Raw genomic sequence first — 24,058 nt, forward strand, 5'->3', positions numbered from 1 at the left:
TGGCGCCAGCCAGGGAAAGATCCCTCTTCCTTGCTGCCGCAGGCCATTCCATCACCTATATAAAAAGAGAAAGGTCGAAAGAATTCGACCTTTGTGCTAAAATTCCACGTTATGGTACTCAGGTCCATAAAATCTTCCAGCGCTTGCTATATGTAATAAGGTAATTTATCTCCATCATGAAACAACCATTCTCTCTTCTTGTTCACTTCCCCTTGGGTGGCTGTTTTTAATTATACAACAAATGTAACGAGGGCTAAAATGATTACCAAAGGTTTAGCAAACTTTTTTGTGCAATCGTTTGCGACATGTTTCTTTCCATTACATTTACCTTGCTTTTAGATCAATATAGTTTTATTTTACACTCTTTATGAAACAAAACAAAATAGGACTGCTATCCGTGCTCCTTTTATCAGCCGGAACAGTCAGGTCTCAACAGCTTGCCGATTCATTAAAGCTCTGGTACAACACTCCTGCCAGGGAGTGGACCCAGGCCCTGCCTCTCGGCAATGGACGCCTTGGCGCAATGGTATTTGGAAAAGTCAGCGACGAGCTGATTCAACTCAATGAAGCCACCCTCTGGTCGGGTGGTCCGGTAAAAGACAACGTCAATCCGGATGCACCTCAATACCTCCCGCAGGTAAGAGCGGCCCTCTTCAATGAAAACTACCACCAGGCCGACAGCCTGCTCCGCAAAATGCAGGGCGTCTACTCACAGTCATTCCTCCCCATGGGAGACTTACACCTTCGCCAGCAGATCGATGCTAACTCTGTAAAGGATTACTATCGCGACCTGGACCTGAACAAAGCTCAGTCGAACACCCGCTTTACCAGCAACGGCGTACAATATACCCGTGAAATGTTCATCTCTGCAGCAGATCAGGTAATCGTTTACCATCTGAAAGCCAGTAAGAAAGGAAAGCTGAACTTTACCCTCAGCGCCAACAGTCAGCTGCATTATCAGAACATTGTAAACGGCAAAGACCTGGTCCTCAAAGGCAAAGCACCTTCTCAGGCTGATCCTAGTTATATCAATTATAATAAGGAACCTATTATATATGAAGAACCCGGCAGTTGCAAAGGTATGCGCTTCGAAGTCAGACTGAGAGCTATCAGTGTCGACGGTACAATTAAAACAGATACAGCTGGCATCACTGTCAAAAATGCAACAGATGTCACTGTAATCGTTTCCGGTGCAACCAGTTTCAATGGCTATGACAAATGTCCTGACAAAGATGGACTGAATGAAGATAAGATCGCTTCCGAACAATTGGCAAAGGCCGCAGCCCGTTCCCTGAGCGATTTACGTACCCGTCATATAAAGGACTACACCAGATTTTTCAACAGGGTACACTTTGCAATAGCTGGTAGTGAAGCCGTGGCAGCACTGCCTACTGATGAACGTTTGCGCCGCTATAGTCAAGGAGGGGAAGACCCTTCTCTGGAAGCATTGTATTTCCAGTACGGTCGCTATCTACTCATCTCAAGTTCCCGCACCAAAGGGGCTCCTGCCAATCTGCAGGGCATCTGGAACAAGGAACTGCGTGCCCCCTGGAGCTCTAACTACACCATTAATATCAATACGGAAATGAACTACTGGCCGGCAGAAGAGTGTAACCTGATGGAAATGCAGCAACCGCTGTATGACCTGCTCATGGAACTCGCCGTGACCGGTAGACATACTGCACAGAACTTCTATCATATGAATGGCTGGGTAGCGCACCATAATACAGACATTTGGGCAATTTCCAATCCTGTGGGCGATATTGGCAAAGGTGATACTAACTGGGCCAATTGGATGATGGGGGGAAACTGGCTCTGTCAGTTCCTCTGGCAGCACTATGAATTTAGTGGCAGCAAGGTCTTTCTGAAAGATACCGCTTATCCTGTAATGCGCGCAGCAGCACAATTCAGTTTGGGCTGGCTGGTTCCTGACAAACAAGGTCGTCTCGTGACCGCACCGTCTACTTCACCGGAAAATATCTTTATTACAGAAAAGGGAGAACATGGCGCCGTATCTATGGCTTCCACCATGGACCTTTCTGTGATTCATGATCTATTCACGAATGTGATCGCTGCTGCAGATGTTTTAGGTAAAGATGCCGTCTTTGCAGATTCTTTGAAACAGGCATTAGCGAAACTATACCCATTACAAGTTGGTAAAAAAGGCAATTTGCAGGAATGGTATAAGGACTGGGAGGATGAAGACCCTCAGCATCGTCATATTTCTCATTTATTTGGCCTTTTTCCGGGCAATCAGATCTCTCCCATTACAACACCTGAGCTGGCAGCTGCCGCCAAAAAAAGCCTTGAAATTCGTGGCGATGGAGGTACCGGTTGGAGTAAGGCATGGAAGATCAATACGTGGGCAAGACTGCTGGATGGCAACCATGCACACAAACTCCTGAAAGAATTAATACACCTCACAGGTGAAGGAGGTGTAGATATGCATAATGCCGGTGGTACTTATGCAAATCTCTTCTGTGCGCATCCGCCATTCCAGATCGATGGTAACTTTGGTGGTACCTCAGGCATCGCGCAAATGCTGCTGCAAAGTCAGACAGGTACGCTCCACTTATTACCGGCATTACCTGATGTCTGGAGTACAGGGGAGATTAGTGGCTTATTGGCACAAGGTGGTTACACGGTAGATATGAAATGGAAAGATGGTCAGCTCACCAGTGTTACTATTCACGCCACTAAAGATGGAACCTGTATGCTGCGTGTACCGCAACGTATTAAAGCTGATGGAAATGCACAATTAGCGCCTGTAAAGCCAAAGGATGCAGATCATGGTTTTGTGTATGCATTGCAAACAAAGGCAGGTCAGTCTTATACATTATATAGGGTACAACGCTAACAAGGTTTCTTCGACTGTTGTTCGATCGTTGTTCGATCGTTCTTCGACTGTTGTTCGACTGCTCTTCGACTGTTCTTCGATGCTTCTTCGATGCTTCTTCGATTGGTGTTCGATCGTTCTTCGATCGTTCTTCGATTGCTCTTCGATCGCTCTTCGATCGTTCTTCGATCGCTCTTCGATCGTTCTTCGATTACTCTTCGATCGTTCTTCGATTGCTCTTCGACGCACCCGGAAAAAATCGCTTTTACCAAAGGTGAAAGCGATTTTTTCATTTATGAAAATCAAACTCAATTCTATTTCCCCCCGATTGCGTAGACACCCCCTCCTGCATGTCAACACCCCACCAGACACTACTCGGCACTCAAAGCCTTCACGGGATTTGAAAACGCGGCCTTCAAAGATTGAAAACTAACTGTACAGACGGTAATAAGCAAAGTAGCGACTGCCGCCAGCACAAACATACCGGGTTGCAGGTAAATACGATAAGCAAATCCCTGCAACCACTTTTCCATCATCCATGCAGCCAGCGGAAACGCAATCACAATGGCGATCATCACCAGTTGTAAAAAATCGCCGGATAACAATAACGCCAGTTGCTTCACAGAAGCGCCCAATATCTTCCTGATACTAATCTCCTTCTTTCTTTTCTCAGCAGTAAATGCAACCAGTCCAAATAATCCTAAACAGGAAATCAATATCGCCAATCCTGCAAAATAGCGGGATAGACTACCAATCACCTGCTCTGATTTATATTGCGCCTGCACGGCATCATCCAGAAATTTGTAATTGAAAGTATATCCTGGATTGAACTGCTTATAATAAGCAGCAATGCGATCAATCGTTTGTACATCGTGTACACGCACCATGGTGATGATGGCATATTCCGGCCAGAGTCTGAAGATATAGGGTTGAATAGCATCGTGCAGTGAATTGAAATGGAAGTCCTTCACGACCCCAATAATCTGTACCGGCACATTCTCCGTATAAATCGTCTTCCCAATGGGATCCTTGAGCTCCATGGCCTTCACCGCCGTTTCATTCAGCACCACACCTTGTTTGTCAGTACTGAAATCCCTGCTGAATGAACGGCCTTTTAGCAGGGTCATACCCAGTGTTTCTGGCAGGTCATAGTTGACAAGCATCTGAGTGAACCGGATCTGTTGATCTTTGTTTTTGCCATCCCACTCTATATGCGACTCAGGAATACCCGCTGGCATGATGATATTGCGCATCATACTGGAAGCATTCACTACTCCCGGTATTTGCTTAATACCGGCTATCATTGCATCTTTACGCTCCATTGCAGGACCATCGGCCTGGAAATAAATGACATTTTCTCTATTAAAACCAAGGCTTTTTTGTTGAATAAATTTTATCTGCTGATAGATGACCAATACAGCAATGATAAACACGACGGATATTACAAACTGAAAGATCACCAATCCTTTTCTGGCCCATGCATTGCCGGAAGTCTGTAAAAATTTCCCCTTCAAAGTAACGACAGGATGAAAACCAGTGAGATAAAATGCAGGATAACTACCTGCTAAAAGGCCTGTTATCAGGGGGATCGCCACCACCACATAGTCTAATTTTAAAGACAGTTGCTTCCCCGTAATCGCATTAAACGCAGGCATTAGAAGAAGCACAATGCCAAGCGCCAATAGCAATGCCATACAACTAAGCAGCAAAGACTCTCCGAGAAACTGCCTGATCAGTCTAACTCTGGAAGCACCGATGGCTTTCCTGATACCCACTTCCTTCATCCTGCCTGCGGCATTGGCCGTGCTCAGGTTCATGAAATTGATACATGCGATGATTAAAATGAAAATAGCAATCAGGCTAAACATACGTACATAAGCCATTTTGCCGCCTTCCTGTAAATATCTGTCTGTAAATTTGCGGAGTGAGAGTTCTATTTTAAACGGCCATTTACCCATCGCCGCCTGCACATCGGCACCCTGTTTCAATAAAACATATGTTTCGAATGGACCTGTTCCGTTTCCCAGCTCACCAGATACGGGTATCTGGTCTACCCACGCACCAAAGTTTAAGACAAAATCCATCCGGATAGTACTATTTGCAGGCATATCATTATACACCCCGGTGATGATGGCGGGGTGCGTAAAGTCAAATAGTTTCCAGGTCAGTGTTTTACCAACTACATTTTCAGTAGTATGGAATAACCGCAGTGCCAGTGATTTTGAAATCACCACTGAATGCTTATCAGTAAGCACGGTATTTTTATTTCCTTCTAATAAATCAAAAGAGAAAACAGAGAAGAAATTTTTCGATACAAAATTTCCTGTAGCACTGAGTGTATTATTCCCAACACTGAGACTAAAAGGCTCAAACCATATTTGTGGAGCCATGGTCACGGATTGTTCAACACCCGGAATAGTACGTGTCAGTTCCTGACCTAATCCCCCTGAAGTACCACTATTGGTATTCTTCAGGTCTCCCTGCTGCTGTGTGACCATCACCTGGTAGATCCGGTCACCGTTTGCATGGAAACGATCCGTTTGCAATTCGTCATGTACCCATAACCATATCAGCAATGCACAGGCTAGCCCCGTAGAGAGACCAACGAGGTTGAGGATGGTTGATTGCCGGTCGTGCATCAGCCGGCGCAGGTTCATTTTAAACATAGTTTATTCAGTTTGCAGGCTCTTTACCGGGTTGGTCAGTGCGGCCTTTATACTTTTATAACTGGTGGTAGTGAATGTAATCAATTAGGTCGCTATACCTGCTATGCAGTAAACATCCGCACCTACATGAATACGATAGACAAAGGTCTGTAACCACTGGAACATCATCCAGCCAGCCACAGGTTGAGAATTGTAAACAGGCAGTCTTTGCGAAGATTGCGCCAGGCTATAGTAAAGATACCTTTGAACATATAATCGTTTTAGCGGTTAAGCTTGCAGCACGAAACAAATGCCATATTTTTAGAAGAGTCTTATCAGTAATATACATATTTTAAAATATGTAAACTGTCCGTTTTCAGTACAGGATACGTTTCGAAAGCGAACAGGGTAATATTTAATGATATTGATTTTCAATTAGATAGTAACGGGCGCCTTAAAACCCTCTTTGGCCGGAATTGTATCATTTATGACCTTCCCGCCACCATCAAAACCCCTTACCTTTATATCACAATTCACCTCCATGGCAAAAAAACTAGTAGTCATCGTACCTATGCCCGGTACCTACATGCTCGATGTCGCAGCCCCCTGCGACGTCTTTGCCGCTGCCGACAGCATCCTCCACGAAGGACTCGGCACCGAAGGCACCGGCTACGAAATCCTGCTCGCTGCCTATGGAGATGAAAAAACCGTTGTCAGCAAAAGTGGCATCACCATGACCTGCCCCGTCACCCTTGCGGAAATCACCCGACCCATCGATACCCTTATCGTAGCCGGTTTTCCCATGGCTTTCCTCCAATCAGGAGACCGCAGGCTCATTAACTGGATTAAAAACAACTACCCACGCCTCCGTCGCATTGGCTCCATCTGTGTCGGCACCTACGCCCTCGCCGAAGCTGGCATACTCGAAGGCAAAAATGCCACCACTCACTGGGAACACAGCCGATCCTTCCAGGAAAAATACCCCACCATCCATGTAGACACCAACCCATTCTATACCAAAGATGGCAATGTCTATACCTCTGGTGGTGTTTCCTCCGGCGTAGACCTCTCCATGGCCCTCGTCGAAGAAGACTATGGCCGGGAAGTCGCCATACAGGTTGCCCGCAAACTGGTATTGTACCTGAAACGCCCCGGCTTTCAGTCTCAGTTTGCCAACCTCCTCCAACTCCATAGCGTAGCTAACTCCCTCGCCGGAAAATTGCGCCCCTGGATGCTGGAGCACCTTGACAAAGAACTCGGTGTGGAAGAACTGGCAAACCACCTGAACATGAGTCTCCGCAACTTCACCCGCGTCTTTACCCGCGAAACAGGTATGACACCTGCCAAATTCGTAGAAAAGTTGCGTGTGGAAATAGCCAGAAAATACCTGGAAGACAGCGATTACAGCATGGAGCAGATCGCCGCCAGATGTGGGCTGGGAGGTGTGGTCTCGATGAGAAGAGTGTTTCTTCGACATATGAATGTCACCCCCAGCGACTACCGGCGCACTTTCCGCACCTCTTTCGCTGACTAAAAGCAAAATGAAATTTTTTAAAATAACTACTGCATCACATCTTATGTGATGAGGTGGACATTTATCACTTTAAAATTTAAGTTATGAGAATAGCCATCAATGGTTTCGGCAGAATAGGCAGAATGACCTTAAGAGCATTACAGGATAAAAATGATGTTCAGATAGTGGCTGTCAACGACCTCACAGATGTAAAACTACTGGCGCATCTCCTCAGGTACGATACTTCGCATGGAAAATTCCCCGGCACTATCGTACAGCATGATGATAAAATAATCGTAAACGATCAGGAGATCCTTTTCCTCAGTGAAAGAGATCCGCAAAAATTGCCATGGGGCGAGCTGCAGGTAGATGTAGTCATCGAATCTACTGGCCGCTTTACCCAAAAAGAAGCAGCACAGGCACACATTACAGCCGGTGCAGCTAAAGTACTGATCACTGCACCTGCTACGGGTGGTGTAAAAACAGTAGTCGTTGGCGTGAATGACGATATCATAGACAAAGACGATCAGATCCTCTCCACCGCCTCCTGTACTACCAACTGTATCGCGCCATTATTATATATCCTGGAAAAAGAATACGGTATTACCTCCGGTTTCATGAGCACCATCCACGCGTTCACGATGGACCAGATGTTGCAGGATGGCCCGCACAAAGACTTTAGAAGAGCCCGTGCCGCTACCCAATCCATCATTCCTACTACCACAGGTGCTGCCAAAGCGATCGGTGATGTATTGCCTGGTCTGAAAGGTAAACTGGATGGGTTCTCTTATCGGGTACCTGTTATAGATGGCTCCATTGCAGAGTTGTCTGTGAACCTGATCAAACCTGCTACTGCACAGGAGATCAATGATCTCTTCAAATCCTATGCAGACACCAGTCTCAAAGGTGTGCTGGAATATACAGAAGAACCATTGGTGTCTGCTGATATCTTAGGGAATACGCATTCCTCCATCATGGATGGTACGCTGACCCGCAGTATTGGTAATCTGGTGAAAGTTGTAGCGTGGTATGATAATGAAGTGGGAATCTCTAATCGCTTAGCTGAAATGACAGTAGCGCTGGCGAAACTGACCCGGAAGGATTTACAAACCGCTTAAAATAAAACATTTCAACACTGGGGGTACCGCCATGCCCCCAGTTAATTTTATGCCATCGGGGCTATACCTGCGGTAAAAAATAAAAGACCTCTTCCTTGCTGCCGCAGGCCGGATTATGTCGATGCCTGTACAATCAGTGTCGTCGCCAATATCTTTCGTTCAAACTCCTTCACTGGCTTCTTACTCTCCACCAGCTGTAACAACATTCCCGTCGCTATCTGCCCCATCTCAAACGCCGGTTGCCTCACAACTGTCAATGGCGGATTCAGTAACTCTACCAGATCTGAATTCGAAAATCCTACCAGCGCCATCTCCTCCGGTATCCTGATCCCTTTTTCCTTTAATATCCGCATACAATTCGTCGTCAACTTGTCCGACGCTGTAAAGATCGCATCCGGTCTGGGTCGTAGCTTTAATAACTGATTCATGGTCTGCTCCACCTCATCGATATACAACCCGGCAAACTGACTATACCTGATCATCGATTTCGATGGCTTCATTCTCGATTGTGCCAGCGCTTCCAGGTATCCCGCTACTCTTTCCCTGCTGATACTCAGATTTTCCGGTCCCGCCAGCACTGCAATATGTTTATACCCCTTATTGACCAAATGTAAAGTCGCATCATACGCCCCCCTGAAATTATCCACCATTACCTTATGCGTTTGCAGATCTTCCACAATCCTGTCAAAAAACACAATGGGAAATCCTCTGTCATGCAGCGCCTTCAGGTGTTCCAGGTTCTGCGTGCCACTACTTACTGAAATCAGTAGTCCATCTATAGACCTGGAAGCCAGGTATTGTAAGGTCATCAATTCTTTCTCAAACGATTCATGCGTCTGGGAAATAATTACATTATACCCTTTATCTTTTGCTACGGATTCAATCCCGTTAATGGCCTGAGAAAAGAAACTATTGGCGATCTCTGCTACAATCACCCCAATGGACCGGCTCCGTTTCTCTTTCAGACTCAGTGCAATAGGATTTGGATGATAATTGATACGGGTTGCATATTCCAGTACCAGCTGTTTAGTAGCTATACTGATTTCATGACTGTCGCGCAATGCGCGTGAAACGGTGGAGGTGGAAAGGCCCAGTGCGTTCGCAATATCTTTTATAGTGGCTGCTTCGAATTTCATAACGTCTTCGTAAATATAATTTATTTTAACATTACCTGAAACCCGTATATCACATTCAATAGAAAAATTCCCCTACTTTAGTTGTCATATTCACACGTATTTGAAAAACAATGACACCATCCACTCTTTGTACACTCATCCTGTGCATGTTCTGTACTTACGCCACTGCACAGGATCCTGGGAACGGTACCTACCGTAATCCTGTCATCAACGCTGATTATTCTGACCCTGATGTCTGTGCAGCTGGTTCCGATTTTTATATGACAGCTTCCAGCTTTAACTGCATCCCGGGGTTGCCCATTTTACATTCTACAGACCTGGTCAACTGGTCGCTTATCGGTTATGCGCTGCATCGCCTGCCACCTTACGATCACTTTTCCAGAGTGCAGCATGGGGGTGGGGTATGGGCGCCGGCTATCCGTTACCACAACAAGGAATTTTATATCTACTACCCGGATCCGGATTTTGGTATTTACATGATAAAAGCAAAGTCTCCCAAAGGTCCATGGTCTGACCCTGTTCTCGTAAAAGAAGGCAGGGGCATCATCGATCCCTGTCCTTTCTGGGATGAGGATGGCCAGGTGTATCTCATTCATGCTTACGCAGGGAGTCGTGCAGGTATCAAGAGCGTGCTTACCCTGCATCATATGAATGCCGCAGGCACTACTGTCACAGATGCGGGTATCCTTGTCGTGGATGGCCATCCATCCAATCCGACTTTGGAAGGGCCAAAGCTCTACAAGCGCAATGGCTACTACTACATTTTCGCCCCTGCGGGCGGAGTGAGTACTGGCTGGCAACTGGTTTTAAGAGCGAAAAAGATCGAAGGCCCTTACGAAGAAAAGATCGTCATGGATCAGGGTAATACTCCCATCAATGGTCCTCATCAGGGAGCATGGGTGACCACAACTACTGGTACTGACTGGTTCCTGCACTTCCAGGACAAAGACGCCTATGGTCGTGTAGTACATTTACAACCCATGAAGTGGGTGAATGACTGGCCGGTGATTGGGATAGATAAAGATGGAGATGGAAAAGGAGAGCCGGTGCTCACTTACAAAAAGCCGTTCATAGGGAATACTGTTAAAATGCCACTTACCGGCAATACTGTTAAAACGCTACCCACCACTGGCAATAGTGTTAAAACGCCACTTGCCGGCAATACTTTTATGACGCCACCCACCACTGGCAATACTTTTAAAACACTACCCACCGGCAATGTTTTTAGTACGCCCCTCACCTCCGATGAATTCAATACCAGCACCCTCGGTCTTCAATGGCAATGGCAGGCAAACCCACTCCCTACCTGGGGCATGCTTTCTCCTGCAAAAGGTGTATTGAGACTCTTCTCCGCGAAACTCCCTGACTCTCTGCACAACTACTGGGATGTACCAAACTTACTCTTACAGAAATTTCCAAACGATACCTTCACAGTGACTACTGTCTGCAAGTTCACACCCAATCCCAATTTAGAAGGAGAACGCACGGGCCTCATCATCATGGGTGCTGACTACACTTCACTTTCCATCCTCAAAAAAGAAAAGGAATTACAACTCGTGTACAGCACCTGCAAAAACGCCGACAAAGGCAAAGCAGAAAGCCAACAGCTCATTACTACACTAAAAGACAGCACCTGCTATTTCAGGGTGAAAATCACCGAAGGCGCCATCTGCCAGTTTAGCTACAGCAATGATGGGAATGACTTTATCCCAATCAAAGAAACTTTCACTGCCAAACCCGGACGTTGGATTGGTGCCAAAGTAGGGCTATTCTGCACACGACCCGGCCAGATCAATGATGCAGGATATGCAGATTATGATTGGTTTAGAGTAGAATAAATTAAAAAGGGTTTGCCGCCAGGCAAACCCTTTTTAAAAATCCCCTGTAAAAAAATATTATTTCGCTTTCAACGCTTCGATTTCTTTTTGCTGCGCTTCCAGCTGTTTCTTCAAATCAATGATGTACAATGTCAGCTCTTCGATCTTCTGCATCTGTAATTTTTGCATTTCTCCCACATCCAGCCCCTCTGCAGCAATCTGTTTCTCTGAAGGAATATCAGGTAATTTGTGATTTTCTTTGATATGCGCTTCCACTTCAGCTAATGAAGGTAATTTATAACCCGGAGCAAACACATAATCCGCCCAGCTCTGCGTTACCTTTAGCTTGGTTCCACCAATAGTGCCATTCACGGCCAGGGTGTAACCAGTAGGCAAAGAAGCCATATTTACAACCATGCCAGTCTCAGCCCTGAGAGTTCCATTCACATCCAGCGCGGTAGCGGGAGTACGGTTATTAATACCAACATTACTGGCGGAGGTAATAAAGATACCAGTAGAAACAGAGTTGTTTCCATAGTTCTGAATCGCAAAGGTATTGCTGGACTGTAGAAAGCCCATGCCAGCTACCCATTGACCAGCTCTTACAAACGATAAATGGAAACGGGTATCACCCTGATTCGCTGGTCTGGCAACCTGTATGCCATAACCATACGGGGTATCATCAAACGACTCGCCAAAGTGAGCAGGGTTAGCAAAACGGGATTTACCACCAACATTCAGATTAAAAGTTTTGTTTACGTACGTTCCCACTCCCAGGTAACCAACAGATATCGTGTCATACTGGGCTAACGCAGGCAAACTACCTGCCATAAATAGACACAAAAGAATTTTCTTCATAAAAAAATAGGTATTGAGGATTTCTACTCTAAAATACAGTCTTCTCCTTGATTTTTATTATAAAAATTCTAATGATAATATTCACCGCAAACGTTTGCGTAAATAAATCCGCCCATTCCCTTCCAATAATAAAATTATAGCTGTAGAATTGTTTCAGGGATACGGGTACAACCCATCAATCTGATACAAAACCAGTGCCTGCCTGTATTGCAACTGTAGCAATGCTTATTCCATGACGTCTGTATAACCCATTTGAAAAAACACACAACAATTCGATACGTTATGAAAAAACTACTGATGTTTTGCTGCCTCGTGCTCAGCACTGTCAGTTGGGCGTTCGCTCAAACCCATGTTATCAAAGGAAAGGTGACCGATGCTACCACCGGCGAACCTCTCATCATGGTGAGCGTTCAACTCAAAGGCACTACCACTGGCACTCAAACCGATGCCTCTGGGAATTTCTCCATCAATGTCCCCAATCCACAGGGCGTGCTCACATTCACCTACATGGGGTATGAAGCACTCACCCGCAATATTGACGGAAACACAAGCCTGAGCATCGCAATGACAAAAGATAACAAACAACTGGATGAGGTAGTCGTAATCGGCTATGGTGAAGTAAAGAAAAGAGACCTCACCGGCTCCGTTGTTTCTGTCAAAGGCGCTGAACTCAAAAAAGTGCCTACTACCAACGTGATGGAATCTGTTCAGGGTAAACTCCCCGGCGTAGACATCACCAAAAGCTCCGGTGCCTCCGGCGCAAAGATCAACGTCACCGTGAGAGGTAATCGCTCCATCCGCGCAGACAACGGCCCCCTCTACATTGTAGACGGTGTACAATACCAAAACATTCAGGACATCAACTCCAACGATATTCAAAGCATGGAAGTGCTCAAAGACGCTTCCTCCACCGCTATCTATGGTTCCAGAGGTGCAAACGGTGTGATCATCATTACCACCCGCAAAGGCGCGCTGGGCAAGCCTAAGGTAAGTCTCAACACTTACGTGGGCAACAACGAAGTAGCCGGCTATCCATCCATGATGACGGGCCCTCAGTACGTTGCCCTCAAAAGAGAAGCCTACCACACCACCGGCCGCTGGAACTCCGATGCCGATGATGCACTCATCTTTAACGCTGCTGAAGTGAATGCTATTCAAAACAACCTCTGGACCAACTATGCTGACCTGCTTATTCATAACGGCTTACAGCAGGATTATCAGGTGGGGGTAACCGGTGGCTCCGACAAAACAAAGGTTTACTTTTCCCTCGACTACTTTGATGAAAAAGGTTTATTCAAACTCGATCGTACCCGTCGCTACAGCGCCCGCCTGAACATCGATCAGACCATCAGCAACATCCTGAAAGCTGGTATGCAAAGCCAGGTCACTTACTACGACCAGGATGCGCGCCGCGACCCTTTAAATCAGGCCAACAAAATCGTACCCCTCAATGGTCCGTACGATGCTGACGGTAATTTCGTACTGTTCCCCAACAATGGCTCTGCCATCAACCCACTGGCAGATGAACAGCCTAATATCTACCAGAACAATAGTCGTGTCACCAGGACATTCATCAATGCCTACGTAGAGCTTACACCACTCAAAGGCTTGTCTCTCCGCTCAAACCTGGGCGTTACGCTGGACAATGCCCGACAGGGGATCTTTGCTGCTAAAAATTCCATCGACAGGTCTACCGCCTCTACCTCGCGTTCCCAGTACAACACAGGTGCACAACGCTACCTGAGCTGGGAAAACGTAGCCAACTATTCACACCAGTTCGGACAGCACTCCATCGGTATCACCGGTGTAGCCAGCCTGCTCTCCGACCAGCGTGACTCGAGCTTTCTGCAGGGTGAAGGACAACTGTTGCCCTCGCAGCTTTACTATGCACTTGCCAATAGTGTAAGTGGTATAGCGGTTCGTACGAACTACCTTTCCAGTAAACTCATCTCCTTCACTGGGCGTGTGAATTACAACTATAAAGGTAAGTACCTGCTATCCCTCACCGGCCGCTCTGATGGCTCTTCTAAACTGGCCCCCGGCAATAAATGGGCGTTCTTCCCATCAGCTGCCGCTGCCTGGAGGATCAGTGACGAATCGTTCATGAAAGGACAAAATGTATTCAGCGATCTTAAACTCCGCGCCAGCTACGGTATTGCAGGCAACGATGCTGTATCGCCATACTCCACCGCCAGTTACCTGAGCAAGATCCCATTCTCTTACGATGACACCAACGCTGCCCTTGCATATGGCATCGGTAACCAGGTTGGCAACAAGAACCTGAAATGGGAACTCTCTGCCACTGCGGATGTAGGCCTGGATTTTAGTGTGCTGAATGGCAGAATAGGCGCTACTATCGACTACTATGATACTCATACCAAAGACCTGCTGCTGCAAAGGACGCTACCTTCTTCTTCCGGTGTGACCACCGTGATCCAGAACATCGGAAAGACCCGCAACAGAGGGATTGAAATAGGCATCAATACGACGAATATCAGTACCGGCAAACTAACCTGGACTTCCAATATCGTCTTCTCCAAAAACAAAGAAGAAATCGTTTCGCTGGCAGACGCCAACACCAACGACGTTGCCAATGGATGGTTCATTGGTTACCCTGTAAAAGTATATTATGATTACCAGAAATTAGGCATCTGGCAAACGGATGAAGCCACAGAAGCCGCTAAGTACGGTTACAAACCCGGTAATATCAAAGTAAAAGATATCAATGGCGACGGTGCGCTCAACACACAGGACAGAGTAGTACTGGGCAGACAGGTACCTACCTGGAGCGGTGGTTTTAACAACGATATCCGCTACGCTAATTTCGATCTGAACGTCTATGTATTCGCACGTATCGGTCAGTACATCTACTCTGAATATGCTGCCAAATTCGATCCACAGGGTCTGGAAAACAGTGCTCCTTTGGACTACTGGACGCCGGACCATGCTACCAATGCTTATCCAAGACCCAATGCCAGCGTGTCAAAAGATGGTACGCCATTCATCAAAACATTGGGTTATCAGGAAGGCTCTTTTGTAAAGATCAGGAATATCTCACTGGGATATACCTTGCCAGCAGGCGCATTGAAGACGGTACACCTCAGCAGTGTAAGAGTGTACGTCACCGGCAAGAACCTCTTCACCTTCAGCAAGGTGAAAGACTACGATCCGGAAAGAGGCGGGGACCTCAGCAACCCGCTCACCAAAATGTATGTCGCTGGCTTAAACGTAGAATTCTGATCCTAAAAAAGTAAACCATGAAACGCTACTATTTCCTCCTCATATTATTAACCGGCTTCGCTTGTAACAAGCAGCTGGAAGAATACAATCCATCGGGCCTCACTACCGATCAGGTATTCAGTACCCCCGAAGGTTTTGAAACCCTGGTAAATGCCGTCTACACCTACAATCGCTGGTGGTACGGCAAAGAAGAAGGGTACAGCATCTCTGAAATGGGGACCGACCTCTGGACCAGCGGTACCGGTGATAAATACCCAGACATCACCCAATACATAAATTTACAGGCCAGCAATACCGTGATGAGTGGACTCTGGAAACAACTCTATGCCGCCATCAACCTGTGCAATACCGGCATTGGCCGCATCGACAAAGCAGGTTATACCGACGATGTCAAAAAGAAGCGCAACGCAGAACTCCACTTTATGCGTGCATTCTACTACTGGCACATCGTAGAAATGTGGGGCGGCGTACACTTTACGGTGGATGAAACCACAGGTGTCCAGACGACAGCTAATCGTACTCCCGTAGATACCTTTTACGCCCAGATATTCCGTGACCTGGATGTCGCTGTCAACGACCTGCCACTCACTACAACAGACTATGGCCGTGCTACCAAACCTGTAGCCCAGGCTTTTCTGGCCAGGATGTGCCTGACCCGCAATCTCAACGAAAGAGCAGCTGTACTCGCTGACTCTGTTATTAACAATTATGGATATAGCTTACAGGCAAAATATGCCGACCTTTGGAGCATGAGCAACCTGCAGAATAAGGAAGTGGTGTGGGCTGTGAACTATATGAAAAACCTGGTCTACGATGACCGGGTTGATGCCACCCTTTATCCCAACGGTCATTCCCGCGGTGCCAACAATGGTCACCTCATGTTCATCATGAAGTACGATGACCTGCCCGGTATGCAGCGCGATGTAACCAATGGCCGTCCTTTCAACAGGTATATGCCATCGCTCTTCCTGCTGAACCTGTTCAACGAAAATGCTGATGCCCGTTATGCAGCTACCTTCAAACAGGTATGGTATTGCAATAACCTGAATACAGCGCCAGCTGGTATGAAACTGGGGGATACCGCGATTGTAATCACTAAATATGCAGTCACCAACGCAGATACCGCCGGCAAAAAATACAGAACGTACGACAGGAATATAGTATATGCTACAAACGGCGGCGGTAAAGACCGTACGCACTATATTTCTCTACAGAAATTCGATGATCCTACCCGTGCCTCCATGAATGAAGAAGAAAGCGCCCGCGATGCATTCATCATTCGGCTGGCCGAGATGTACCTGATCGCAGCTGAAGCACAGTTCAAACTGGGCAACAATGGCAAAGCTGCGGACTACATCAACGTGATTCGTAAAAGAGCCGCCATCGCCGGTCATGAAGCCGATATGCTCATCACCGATGCCGACATCACACTCGACTTCATCCTCGATGAAAGAGCACGTGAACTGGCTGGCGAACAGTTAAGATGGTTCGATCTGAAACGTACCGGCAAACTGGAAGAACGTATTAAAAACTACAGCCCTGATCCGGCCACCTACTTCCAGTCTTATCACAACCTGCGCCCGATTCCGCAGGATCAGATAGATGCCGTGACCAACAAAGCTGAATTCACTCAAAATCCTGGCTACCAATAAACTGTTACAGATGAATATAAGACGTTATTTACTGGTATTATTGTTACCGTTGATCAGCTGGATGCCGGCTGATCAACCCCGTATTTTCCTGATTGGCGATTCCACCATGTCCAACAAACCACTGGAAGATAATCCCGAAAGAGGTTGGGGCCAACTGTTCCCGCAATTCCTGGATGGCATTGAAGTAAAGAACTATGCCGTGAATGGCAGAAGCACCAAAAGCTTCATCAACGAACATCGCTGGGATTCTGTTTTAGCACAATTAAAACAGGGTGACTGGGTGCTCATCCAGTTTGGCCACAATGACCAGAAGAAAGAAGATTCCTCCCGTTATGCAGCTCCGAACGGCGCATACAAAGACAACCTGTTGCGCTTTGTAAAAGAAGCCCGCGCCAAAGGTGCCAACCCCGTACTCATCACACCCGTGATGCGGCGTAAGTTTGACGACAAAGGCAATTTCGTGGACCAGCATGGGGAATATCCCGGTGTAGTGAGGGCACTGGCCGCTCAGTACAAAGTGCCCCTCATCGACCTGCACAAAAGCAGTGAAGCCCTCATTGTACAACATGGTGTTCAGGGTTCTGAAAAGCTATTTAAAACCACACCGGCAGGGCACTATACCAAATTGCCCGATGGCGTCACAGACAATACCCACTTTAACACCTACGGCGCTACCCTCATTGCAGGGCTGGTGGCAAAGGAAATTCATGAGAAACACATTGGGCTGGATCCTTTCCTGAAAAAGACCGCTTTTGAAGGCAAATACCGCTTTGATCTGCCAGAGATATATGAACCTCATTTCAGAAGAGATACGCTGAATATCCTGTCCTTTGGTGCCAAATCTGATGGTGTGACCCTCAATAGTCAGAGCATCAACGCCGCTATCGATACCTGTAGCAACAGGGGGGGAGGGGTGGTAATGATTCCTTCCGGCTTATGGCTCACTGGTCCGATCGTATTAAAAAGCAATGTGAACCTTTATCTGGCGCCTAATTCCATCTTACAGTTTACGACCGATTTTTCCCAATACCCTTTAATAGAAACAACCTACGAAGGGCTGAAAGCCATGCGCTGCCAGGCCCCTCTTTCTGCACTCAATGCAGAAAACATTGCGATCACCGGCAAAGGTATTCTCGATGGCGGCGGCGATGCATGGCGCATCGTCAAGAAAGATAAGCTGACAGAAAGCCAATGGAAGAGACTGACCACTTCCGGCGGTATTACCGGCGATGACCAGAAAACCTGGTACCCGTCTGAGAAATCACTGAAAGGTTCGAAAACCCAGCAAGCGGGCGTGATCGCTCCCGGCAAAACCGCTGCTGATTACAATGATATCAAAGACTTCCTGCGCCCTAACATGATCAGCATCGCGTCCTGCAAATATGTATTGCTGGAAGGCGTAACTTTTCAGAACTCTCCGGCGTGGTGTTTGCACCCATTATTGTGTGAACACATCACCCTGAGAAATGTATATGCAAAGAACCCATGGTATGCACAGAATGGCGATGGACTTGATCTTGAATCCTGCCGTTTTGCGCGCATCGAAGGTTGTACCTTCGATGTAGGTGATGATGGCATCTGTATCAAATCCGGCAGAGATGAACAGGGTAGAAAAAGAGGGGTGCCTACGGCCGATGTGATCGTGAATAATTGTACGGTGTACCATGCACACGGTGGCTTCGTGATCGGTAGCGAAATGTCAGGCGGAGCGAACAATTTATATGTATCTGATTGTTCTTTCTTAGGCACCGATATCGGATTGCGTTTCAAAACAACCCGTGGTCGTGGTGGTATCGTAGAAAAGATCTACGTGAGTAATATCAATATGGAAAACATTCCTGCGGAAGCCATCCTCTTTGATATGTACTACATGGCGAAAGACCCTGTGGTACTGGTAGGTGAGAAAAGAGAAACACCTAAGGTGGAGACGATTCCTGTTACAGACGGCACGCCCCGCTTCCGGGATTTTCATATCAATAATGTGGTGTGTAATGGTGCGGCAAAGGCGATCTTTATCCGGGGCTTACCAGAAATGCCTATCAGTGATATCTACCTGAATAATATCACCATCAAAGCAGACAAAGCCGGTGATTGCATAGAAGGTAAAAACATCCAACTGACCAACGTAAAACTGCTCACTGCCGACAATGGCAAAATGAACGTGCAGGATAGCAAAGCAATAAAAATGGGAGACTAAAATGAAAAGAACAGGCTTAATTTTTCTATTAGCTGTAGCTGCCACCATGCAGGGCAATGCGCAATCTGCTGCCCCGATGGCCACTACTGTCATGCGATTATGGAAAGACTCATTACAGGAAACCGGCAAAACGCCTCACTGGACTTACGACCAGGGTGTAGTACTGGAAGGCTTTGCAGGCCTCTGGAAAAACACCGGTGATGGAAAGTATTTCCAGTTTATCCAGGAGGGCATTGACACGTACATTGACAAGGAAGGTAACATCCGTACTTACAAACAGGATGATTACAACATCGATAACATCAAAAACGGCCGCGCTTTATTGTTGCTGTACAAAGTGACCAATGAAGAGAAATATAAATTGGCTGCTGAAAAACTAAGGGAACAGTTGCGCAAACAACCCCGTACAAATGCCGGTGGTTTCTGGCACAAGAAGCGCTACCCTTACCAGATGTGGTTAGATGGTTTATATATGGGTGAACCTTTCTATGCAGAATACGCGGCTTTATTCCACGAGGATACTGCCTTCCGTGATATCACGAGACAATTCGTGCTCATGGAAACAAACAGCCGGGATGCAAAAACAGGATTACTCTATCATGCCTATGATGAATCCCGCCAACAGAAATGGGCGGATAAGACCACAGGGCGCTCCCCAAATTTCTGGGGTAGGGCCATGGGTTGGTATGGAATGGCGCTCGTAGACGTATTGGAATATTATCCTGCCGGTCATCCGGGCAGAGACAGCCTGTTACAGATCTTACAACGCTATGCAGCAGCTGTAAAGAAATACCAGGACCCTGCCAGCGGTGTTTGGTACCAGATCTTAGACAAAGCAGGCAGGAAAGGGAATTACCTTGAAGCCTCTGTAAGCAGTATGTTTGTATACACACTGGCCAAAGGGATCCGCTTAGGTTACCTGCCTGAATCCTATTTATCCATCGCAAAAAAAGGGTTCACCGGGATCAATAAACAATTCATTCGTCCTGCTGCCGAAGGCGGTGTAAACCTCGAAGGTACTGTTAACGTCGGGGGCCTGGGAGGCGATCCTTACCGCGATGGCAGCTATGAATACTACCTGAGTGAAAAGGTGATCCAGAACGATCCCAAAGGAGTAGGCGCCTATATGCAGGCTGCCAATGAAATAGACCTGCTGGCCATTCCTAAAACAGGCAAAGGGCTCACCATCACCATCGATAATTTCTTCAACCATGAAGTAAGAAGCAATGGTACCACCTGGCATTATGTATGGGATGAGATGGATAATGGTGGGTACTCTCTCTGGGGCGAAATTTTCCACAACAAAGGTGTGCGTACCGCCATGCTGCCTGCTGCACCCACAGCTGCAAATCTGGCAAAGACCAATATCTTCCTGATCGTAGATCCTGATACTGAAAAGGAAACTGCGAAACCTAATTTCATGACGCCTGCTTATGCTGATGTGATCTATGACTGGGTAAAGAAAGGAGGTGTCCTGGTCATCCTGCAAAACGACAAAGGTAATTCAGAAATAGAAAAATTCAACACCCTTACAGAGCGCTTCGGTATTCACTTTAATGAAGATAGCCGCAACCATGTAGAAGGAAAGCAATTTGAGCAGGGCGCTTTATACCTGCCTGCAGGAAACCCTGTTTTTGCCCGCACAAAGAAAATCTACATCAAAGAGATCTCGACGCTGAAACTCTCGCCACCCGCTACCTCCATCTTCAATGATAAAGGAGATGTGATCATGGCGGTGGCCAAAGTAGGCAAGGGTGCAGTATTTGCAGTAGGCGATCCCTGGTTCTACAATGAATACCTTGATGGTCGCAGACTCTCACCCGATTTTGAAAATTATCAGGCAGCAGCTGATCTGGCAGATTGGATGATTCGGGAGGCAAAGAAATAATCATCCTGGTAACCTGAAATTTTATCTGCATTTCAATCCATACTTCAAATTATCAAACTCATTATATGCAATTGTCAAAAAATCACGTAGCCCTCCCGGAGCTTCCTGAAAAGGTACTGCAATTTGGTACCGGCGTGCTTCTCCGTGGTCTCCCTGATTATTTCATAGATAAAGCCAACAAAGCCGGCATTTTCAACGGCCGTATTGTCGTGATCAAATCAACTGACAAAGGTGGTACGGATACCTTTGCTGCTCAGGATCATCTCTATACTCAATGTATACAGGGAATCCATGCCGGACAGCGTATTTCAGAACATGTCATTAATACTTCTATCAGCCGGGTACTCTCCGCAGCATCGCAATGGACTGAGATCCTTGCCTGCGCAGAGAACCCCGATATGGAGATCATTATATCCAATACAACCGAAGTCGGTATTAGTCTTACAGATGATGATATTCATGCAAACCCGCCATCTTCTTTCCCCGGAAAATTGCTCGCGTTCTTATTGAAACGCTACCAGTTTAACCAGCAAGGGATGGTCATCATCCCTACAGAACTCATTCCGGACAATGGTACGAAACTGAAAAATATCGTCCTTGAACAGGCAAAACGACATCATTTAGAACAACCTTTCATTCACTGGCTGGAAACAGAAAACGACTTCTGTAATTCGCTCGTAGACCGCATTGTACCCGGTGCATTGCCAAAAGAAGAACAGGCGGCGACAGAGAAACAGCTTGGTTATGAAGACCAACTCATGATCATGTCTGAAGTCTATCGGCTATGGGCAATAGAGACCAATAGTGAAAAAGTAAAAAAGATACTTTCTTTTGCTAAAGCAGATGAAGGTGTGGTACTCGCACCAAACATCAATGTATTCCGTGAATTGAAGTTGCGCTTATTGAATGGTACGCACACGCTCACCTGTGGGTTAGCACATCTGGCCGGGTTTGAAACCGTGCGCGAAGCAATGGAGGATGCCGCTTTTGAAGCAGTGATTGCAGCCCTCATGCAGCATGAAATCGTGCCTGCTATTACTGATATCAATATCCGTGAAGATGCTGCGCATCGCTTTGCTATCAGCGTATTGGACCGCTTCCGCAATCCATACATCCAACATCGCTGGCTCAGCATCACCATGCAGTATACGAGCAAAATGAAAATGCGTGTCATTCCCATTCTGAAAAAATACTACCAGCATGTACATGAAGTGCCTGCATTACTGGCCATGGGTTTTGCTGCATATCTGCTCACCATGAAGCAGGATATTCAGGATGATCATGCTGCGTACTTCAAAGAAAAATGGGCGCAATTATCTCCTGAAGCGCTGGTACAGGAAGTGCTGAAAAATGAAGCCTTATGGGGCGAAGACTTAACCCGATACAAAGGATTCGCACAGGCTGTTACCGTCATGTTGAATAATTTAATAAATGAAGGAGCCGCTACATTAATCAAACGGGTAGCAGCAGAAACAACCGTGATATGAAAAGAAGTATTTTAAAAGTCCACCCACACGATAATGTAGTGGTGGCACTAACCGACCTGAAGAAAGGAGAAACCGTACAGGATAATGGTCAGTCGTACACGCTGTATGATGACGTACCTGCCAAACATAAATTTACGGAAGCAGCCCTTAAAACAGGTGATCCTATCACCATGTATGGCGTACTGGTAGGCAAGGCAAAACAAGATCTGCCTGCGGGCGCCAGGATAGGCACCAGCAATGTACAACATGCTGCCAGTGATTTTCAGCTGGCGTCACAGCGCAAGACTGCCTGGCATCAACCTGATATTGCACATTGGAAAGATCGTACTTTCCAGGGGTATCATCGTGCAGATGGTAGCGTGGGCACGGGCAATTACTGGCTCGTGATCCCCATGGTATTCTGCGAAAACAGGAATGTGGAAGTACTGAAAGAAGCCCTCACAGATGCTTTGGGTTATGGCCGGCCTAAAAAATACGCCGCCTTTGCAAAACAACTGGCTACACAATTCCAGCAGGGTGCCAGTAAAGAAAGCATTATCGAAACCATCTTCACAGAAAACGAACCCGCTTATCAGCAACCAAAGGTTTTTCCAAATGTAGATGGCATTAAATTCCTCACACACGAAGGTGGTTGCGGTGGTATCCGTCAGGATGCACAAACCCTTTGTGGCCTGTTGGCAGGGTATATCACCCATGCAAATGTAGCAGGTGCCACAGTATTAAGTCTGGGGTGCCAGAATGCACAGATCACTATGCTGCAGGATGAGATCAATAAGCGTTCTCCGGAATTCAGTAAACCTTTATACATCCTCGATCAGCAAACCATTGGTACAGAACAGGCATTGGTATCTGCTGCCATCAAACAAACCTTTGCGGGTTTGATAGCAGCAAATACAATAGAAAGAAAGCCGGCGCCTTTAAGCAAACTGACCATCGGTCTTGAATGCGGTGGCTCCGATGGTTTCTCAGGTATTTCTGCGAATCCTGCCATCGGCTATACTTCCGATCTGCTGGTTGCCTTAGGCGGTAGTGTGATCCTGTCAGAGTTCCCTGAGCTTTGTGGGGTAGAACAGGAGATGAGTGACCGTTGTGTACAGGAGACAGATGCACTGCGCTTCATAGACCTGATGCGTACTTACGAACGCAGGGCAGAAGATGCCGGTTCTGGTTTTGACATGAACCCTTCACCCGGCAATATCAAGGATGGACTCATCACCGATGCCATCAAGAGTGCAGGCGCCGCTAAGAAAGGTGGTACATCGCCTGTAGTAGAAGTACTGGATTATCCCCAACAGGTAAAGAAACCGGGCCTCAACCTCTTATGCACCCCCGGCAATGACGTAGAATCTACCACAGCCGAAGTAGGTGCCGGTGCTACCATCGTTTTGTTCACCACAGGTTTGGGTACGCCTACCGGCAACCCTGTCACCCCTGTGATCAAATTAAGTAGCAATACAAAGTTGTTTGAAAAAATGCCGGACATCATAGACATCAATACCGGTACGATCATAGATGGGGACGAGACGATCCAACAGGCAGGGGAGCGGATCCTGGAACATGTGATCCAGGTGGCCAGCGGTACATTGCCCGCAAAATCAGTCCTGAACGGACAGGATGATTTCATTCCCTGGAAGAGAGGAGTCTCATTATAAACAACATTTTAATCAGTAA

At 46.8% G+C, this 24,058-nt stretch carries 13 protein-coding genes; 10 read left to right on the forward strand and 3 right to left on the reverse strand.

Annotated elements, in window-relative coordinates; translation table 11 throughout:
* Window positions 1-367 precede the first annotated feature (367 nt).
* Entirely contained in the window at window positions 368-2,857 is a 2,490-nt protein-coding gene (locus QQL36_RS20275) for a glycoside hydrolase family 95 protein (protein ID WP_321566603.1), read from the forward strand.
* Window positions 2,858-3,207: 350 nt separating this feature from the next.
* On the opposite strand, the gene QQL36_RS20280 is transcribed toward QQL36_RS20275, so the two are convergent.
* Window positions 3,208-5,502: an ABC transporter permease gene (locus QQL36_RS20280; RefSeq protein WP_321566604.1), complete on the reverse strand. Its 2,295-nt coding sequence runs from the start codon at window positions 5,500-5,502 to the stop codon at window positions 3,208-3,210.
* 520 nt (window positions 5,503-6,022) lie between these two features.
* On the opposite strand from QQL36_RS20280, the gene QQL36_RS20285 reads away from it, so the two are divergent.
* Both QQL36_RS20285 and gap read left to right on the forward strand, forming a co-directional pair.
* The gene (locus QQL36_RS20285; protein WP_143708762.1) at window positions 6,023-7,015 is read left to right on the forward strand and encodes a GlxA family transcriptional regulator; all 993 of its coding nucleotides are present in this window, start codon (window positions 6,023-6,025) and stop codon (window positions 7,013-7,015) included.
* Window positions 7,016-7,098: 83 nt separating this feature from the next.
* Window positions 7,099-8,112 carry a type I glyceraldehyde-3-phosphate dehydrogenase gene (gap, locus tag QQL36_RS20290; protein ID WP_321566605.1) on the forward strand — a complete coding sequence of 338 codons (1,014 nt, stop codon included), beginning with the start codon at window positions 7,099-7,101 and terminating at the stop codon, window positions 8,110-8,112.
* A gap of 113 nt (window positions 8,113-8,225) precedes the next feature.
* Here the strand turns inward: gap and QQL36_RS20295 are convergent, their stop codons facing one another.
* Window positions 8,226-9,248 (reverse strand): LacI family DNA-binding transcriptional regulator, encoded by a 1,023-nt coding sequence (locus tag QQL36_RS20295; RefSeq protein WP_083721764.1) that lies wholly within the window; start codon window positions 9,246-9,248, stop codon window positions 8,226-8,228.
* A gap of 110 nt (window positions 9,249-9,358) precedes the next feature.
* Here QQL36_RS20295 and QQL36_RS20300 point away from each other — a divergent pair, with 110 nt between their 5' ends.
* Window positions 9,359-11,086 carry a glycoside hydrolase 43 family protein gene (locus tag QQL36_RS20300; protein WP_415751033.1) on the forward strand — a complete coding sequence of 576 codons (1,728 nt, stop codon included), beginning with the start codon at window positions 9,359-9,361 and terminating at the stop codon, window positions 11,084-11,086.
* Between the two features lie 57 nt (window positions 11,087-11,143).
* Here the strand turns inward: QQL36_RS20300 and QQL36_RS20305 are convergent, their stop codons facing one another.
* Window positions 11,144-11,923, reverse strand: a complete 780-nt coding sequence (locus QQL36_RS20305) for a hypothetical protein (protein ID WP_321566606.1) — start codon at window positions 11,921-11,923, stop codon at window positions 11,144-11,146.
* 282 nt (window positions 11,924-12,205) lie between these two features.
* Between QQL36_RS20305 and QQL36_RS20310 the strand changes: the two genes are divergently transcribed.
* From QQL36_RS20310 to QQL36_RS20335, 6 genes are all read left to right on the forward strand, one after another.
* Window positions 12,206-15,163 carry a SusC/RagA family TonB-linked outer membrane protein gene (locus QQL36_RS20310; protein WP_083721762.1) on the forward strand — a complete coding sequence of 986 codons (2,958 nt, stop codon included), beginning with the start codon at window positions 12,206-12,208 and terminating at the stop codon, window positions 15,161-15,163.
* Window positions 15,164-15,180: 17 nt separating this feature from the next.
* Window positions 15,181-16,815, forward strand: a complete 1,635-nt coding sequence (locus QQL36_RS20315; protein WP_321566607.1) for a RagB/SusD family nutrient uptake outer membrane protein — start codon at window positions 15,181-15,183, stop codon at window positions 16,813-16,815.
* 10 nt (window positions 16,816-16,825) lie between these two features.
* On the forward strand, window positions 16,826-19,012 hold the full coding sequence (locus tag QQL36_RS20320) for a glycosyl hydrolase family 28 protein (RefSeq protein ID WP_321566608.1): 2,187 nt from the start codon (window positions 16,826-16,828) through the stop codon (window positions 19,010-19,012).
* A 1-nt stretch (window position 19,013) separates the two neighbouring features.
* Window positions 19,014-20,900: a glycoside hydrolase family 88 protein gene (locus tag QQL36_RS20325; protein WP_321566609.1), complete on the forward strand. Its 1,887-nt coding sequence runs from the start codon at window positions 19,014-19,016 to the stop codon at window positions 20,898-20,900.
* Between the two features lie 65 nt (window positions 20,901-20,965).
* Window positions 20,966-22,387, forward strand: a complete 1,422-nt coding sequence (locus tag QQL36_RS20330) for a tagaturonate reductase (protein ID WP_321566610.1) — start codon at window positions 20,966-20,968, stop codon at window positions 22,385-22,387.
* Window positions 22,384-24,039: an altronate dehydratase family protein gene (locus tag QQL36_RS20335; protein WP_321566611.1), complete on the forward strand. Its 1,656-nt coding sequence runs from the start codon at window positions 22,384-22,386 to the stop codon at window positions 24,037-24,039. Before QQL36_RS20330 ends, QQL36_RS20335 begins: the two co-directional genes overlap by 4 nt.
* Window positions 24,040-24,058 lie beyond the last annotated feature (19 nt).

The organism is Chitinophaga sp. LS1 (assembly GCF_034274695.1).
GTDB lineage: Bacteria > Bacteroidota > Bacteroidia > Chitinophagales > Chitinophagaceae > Chitinophaga.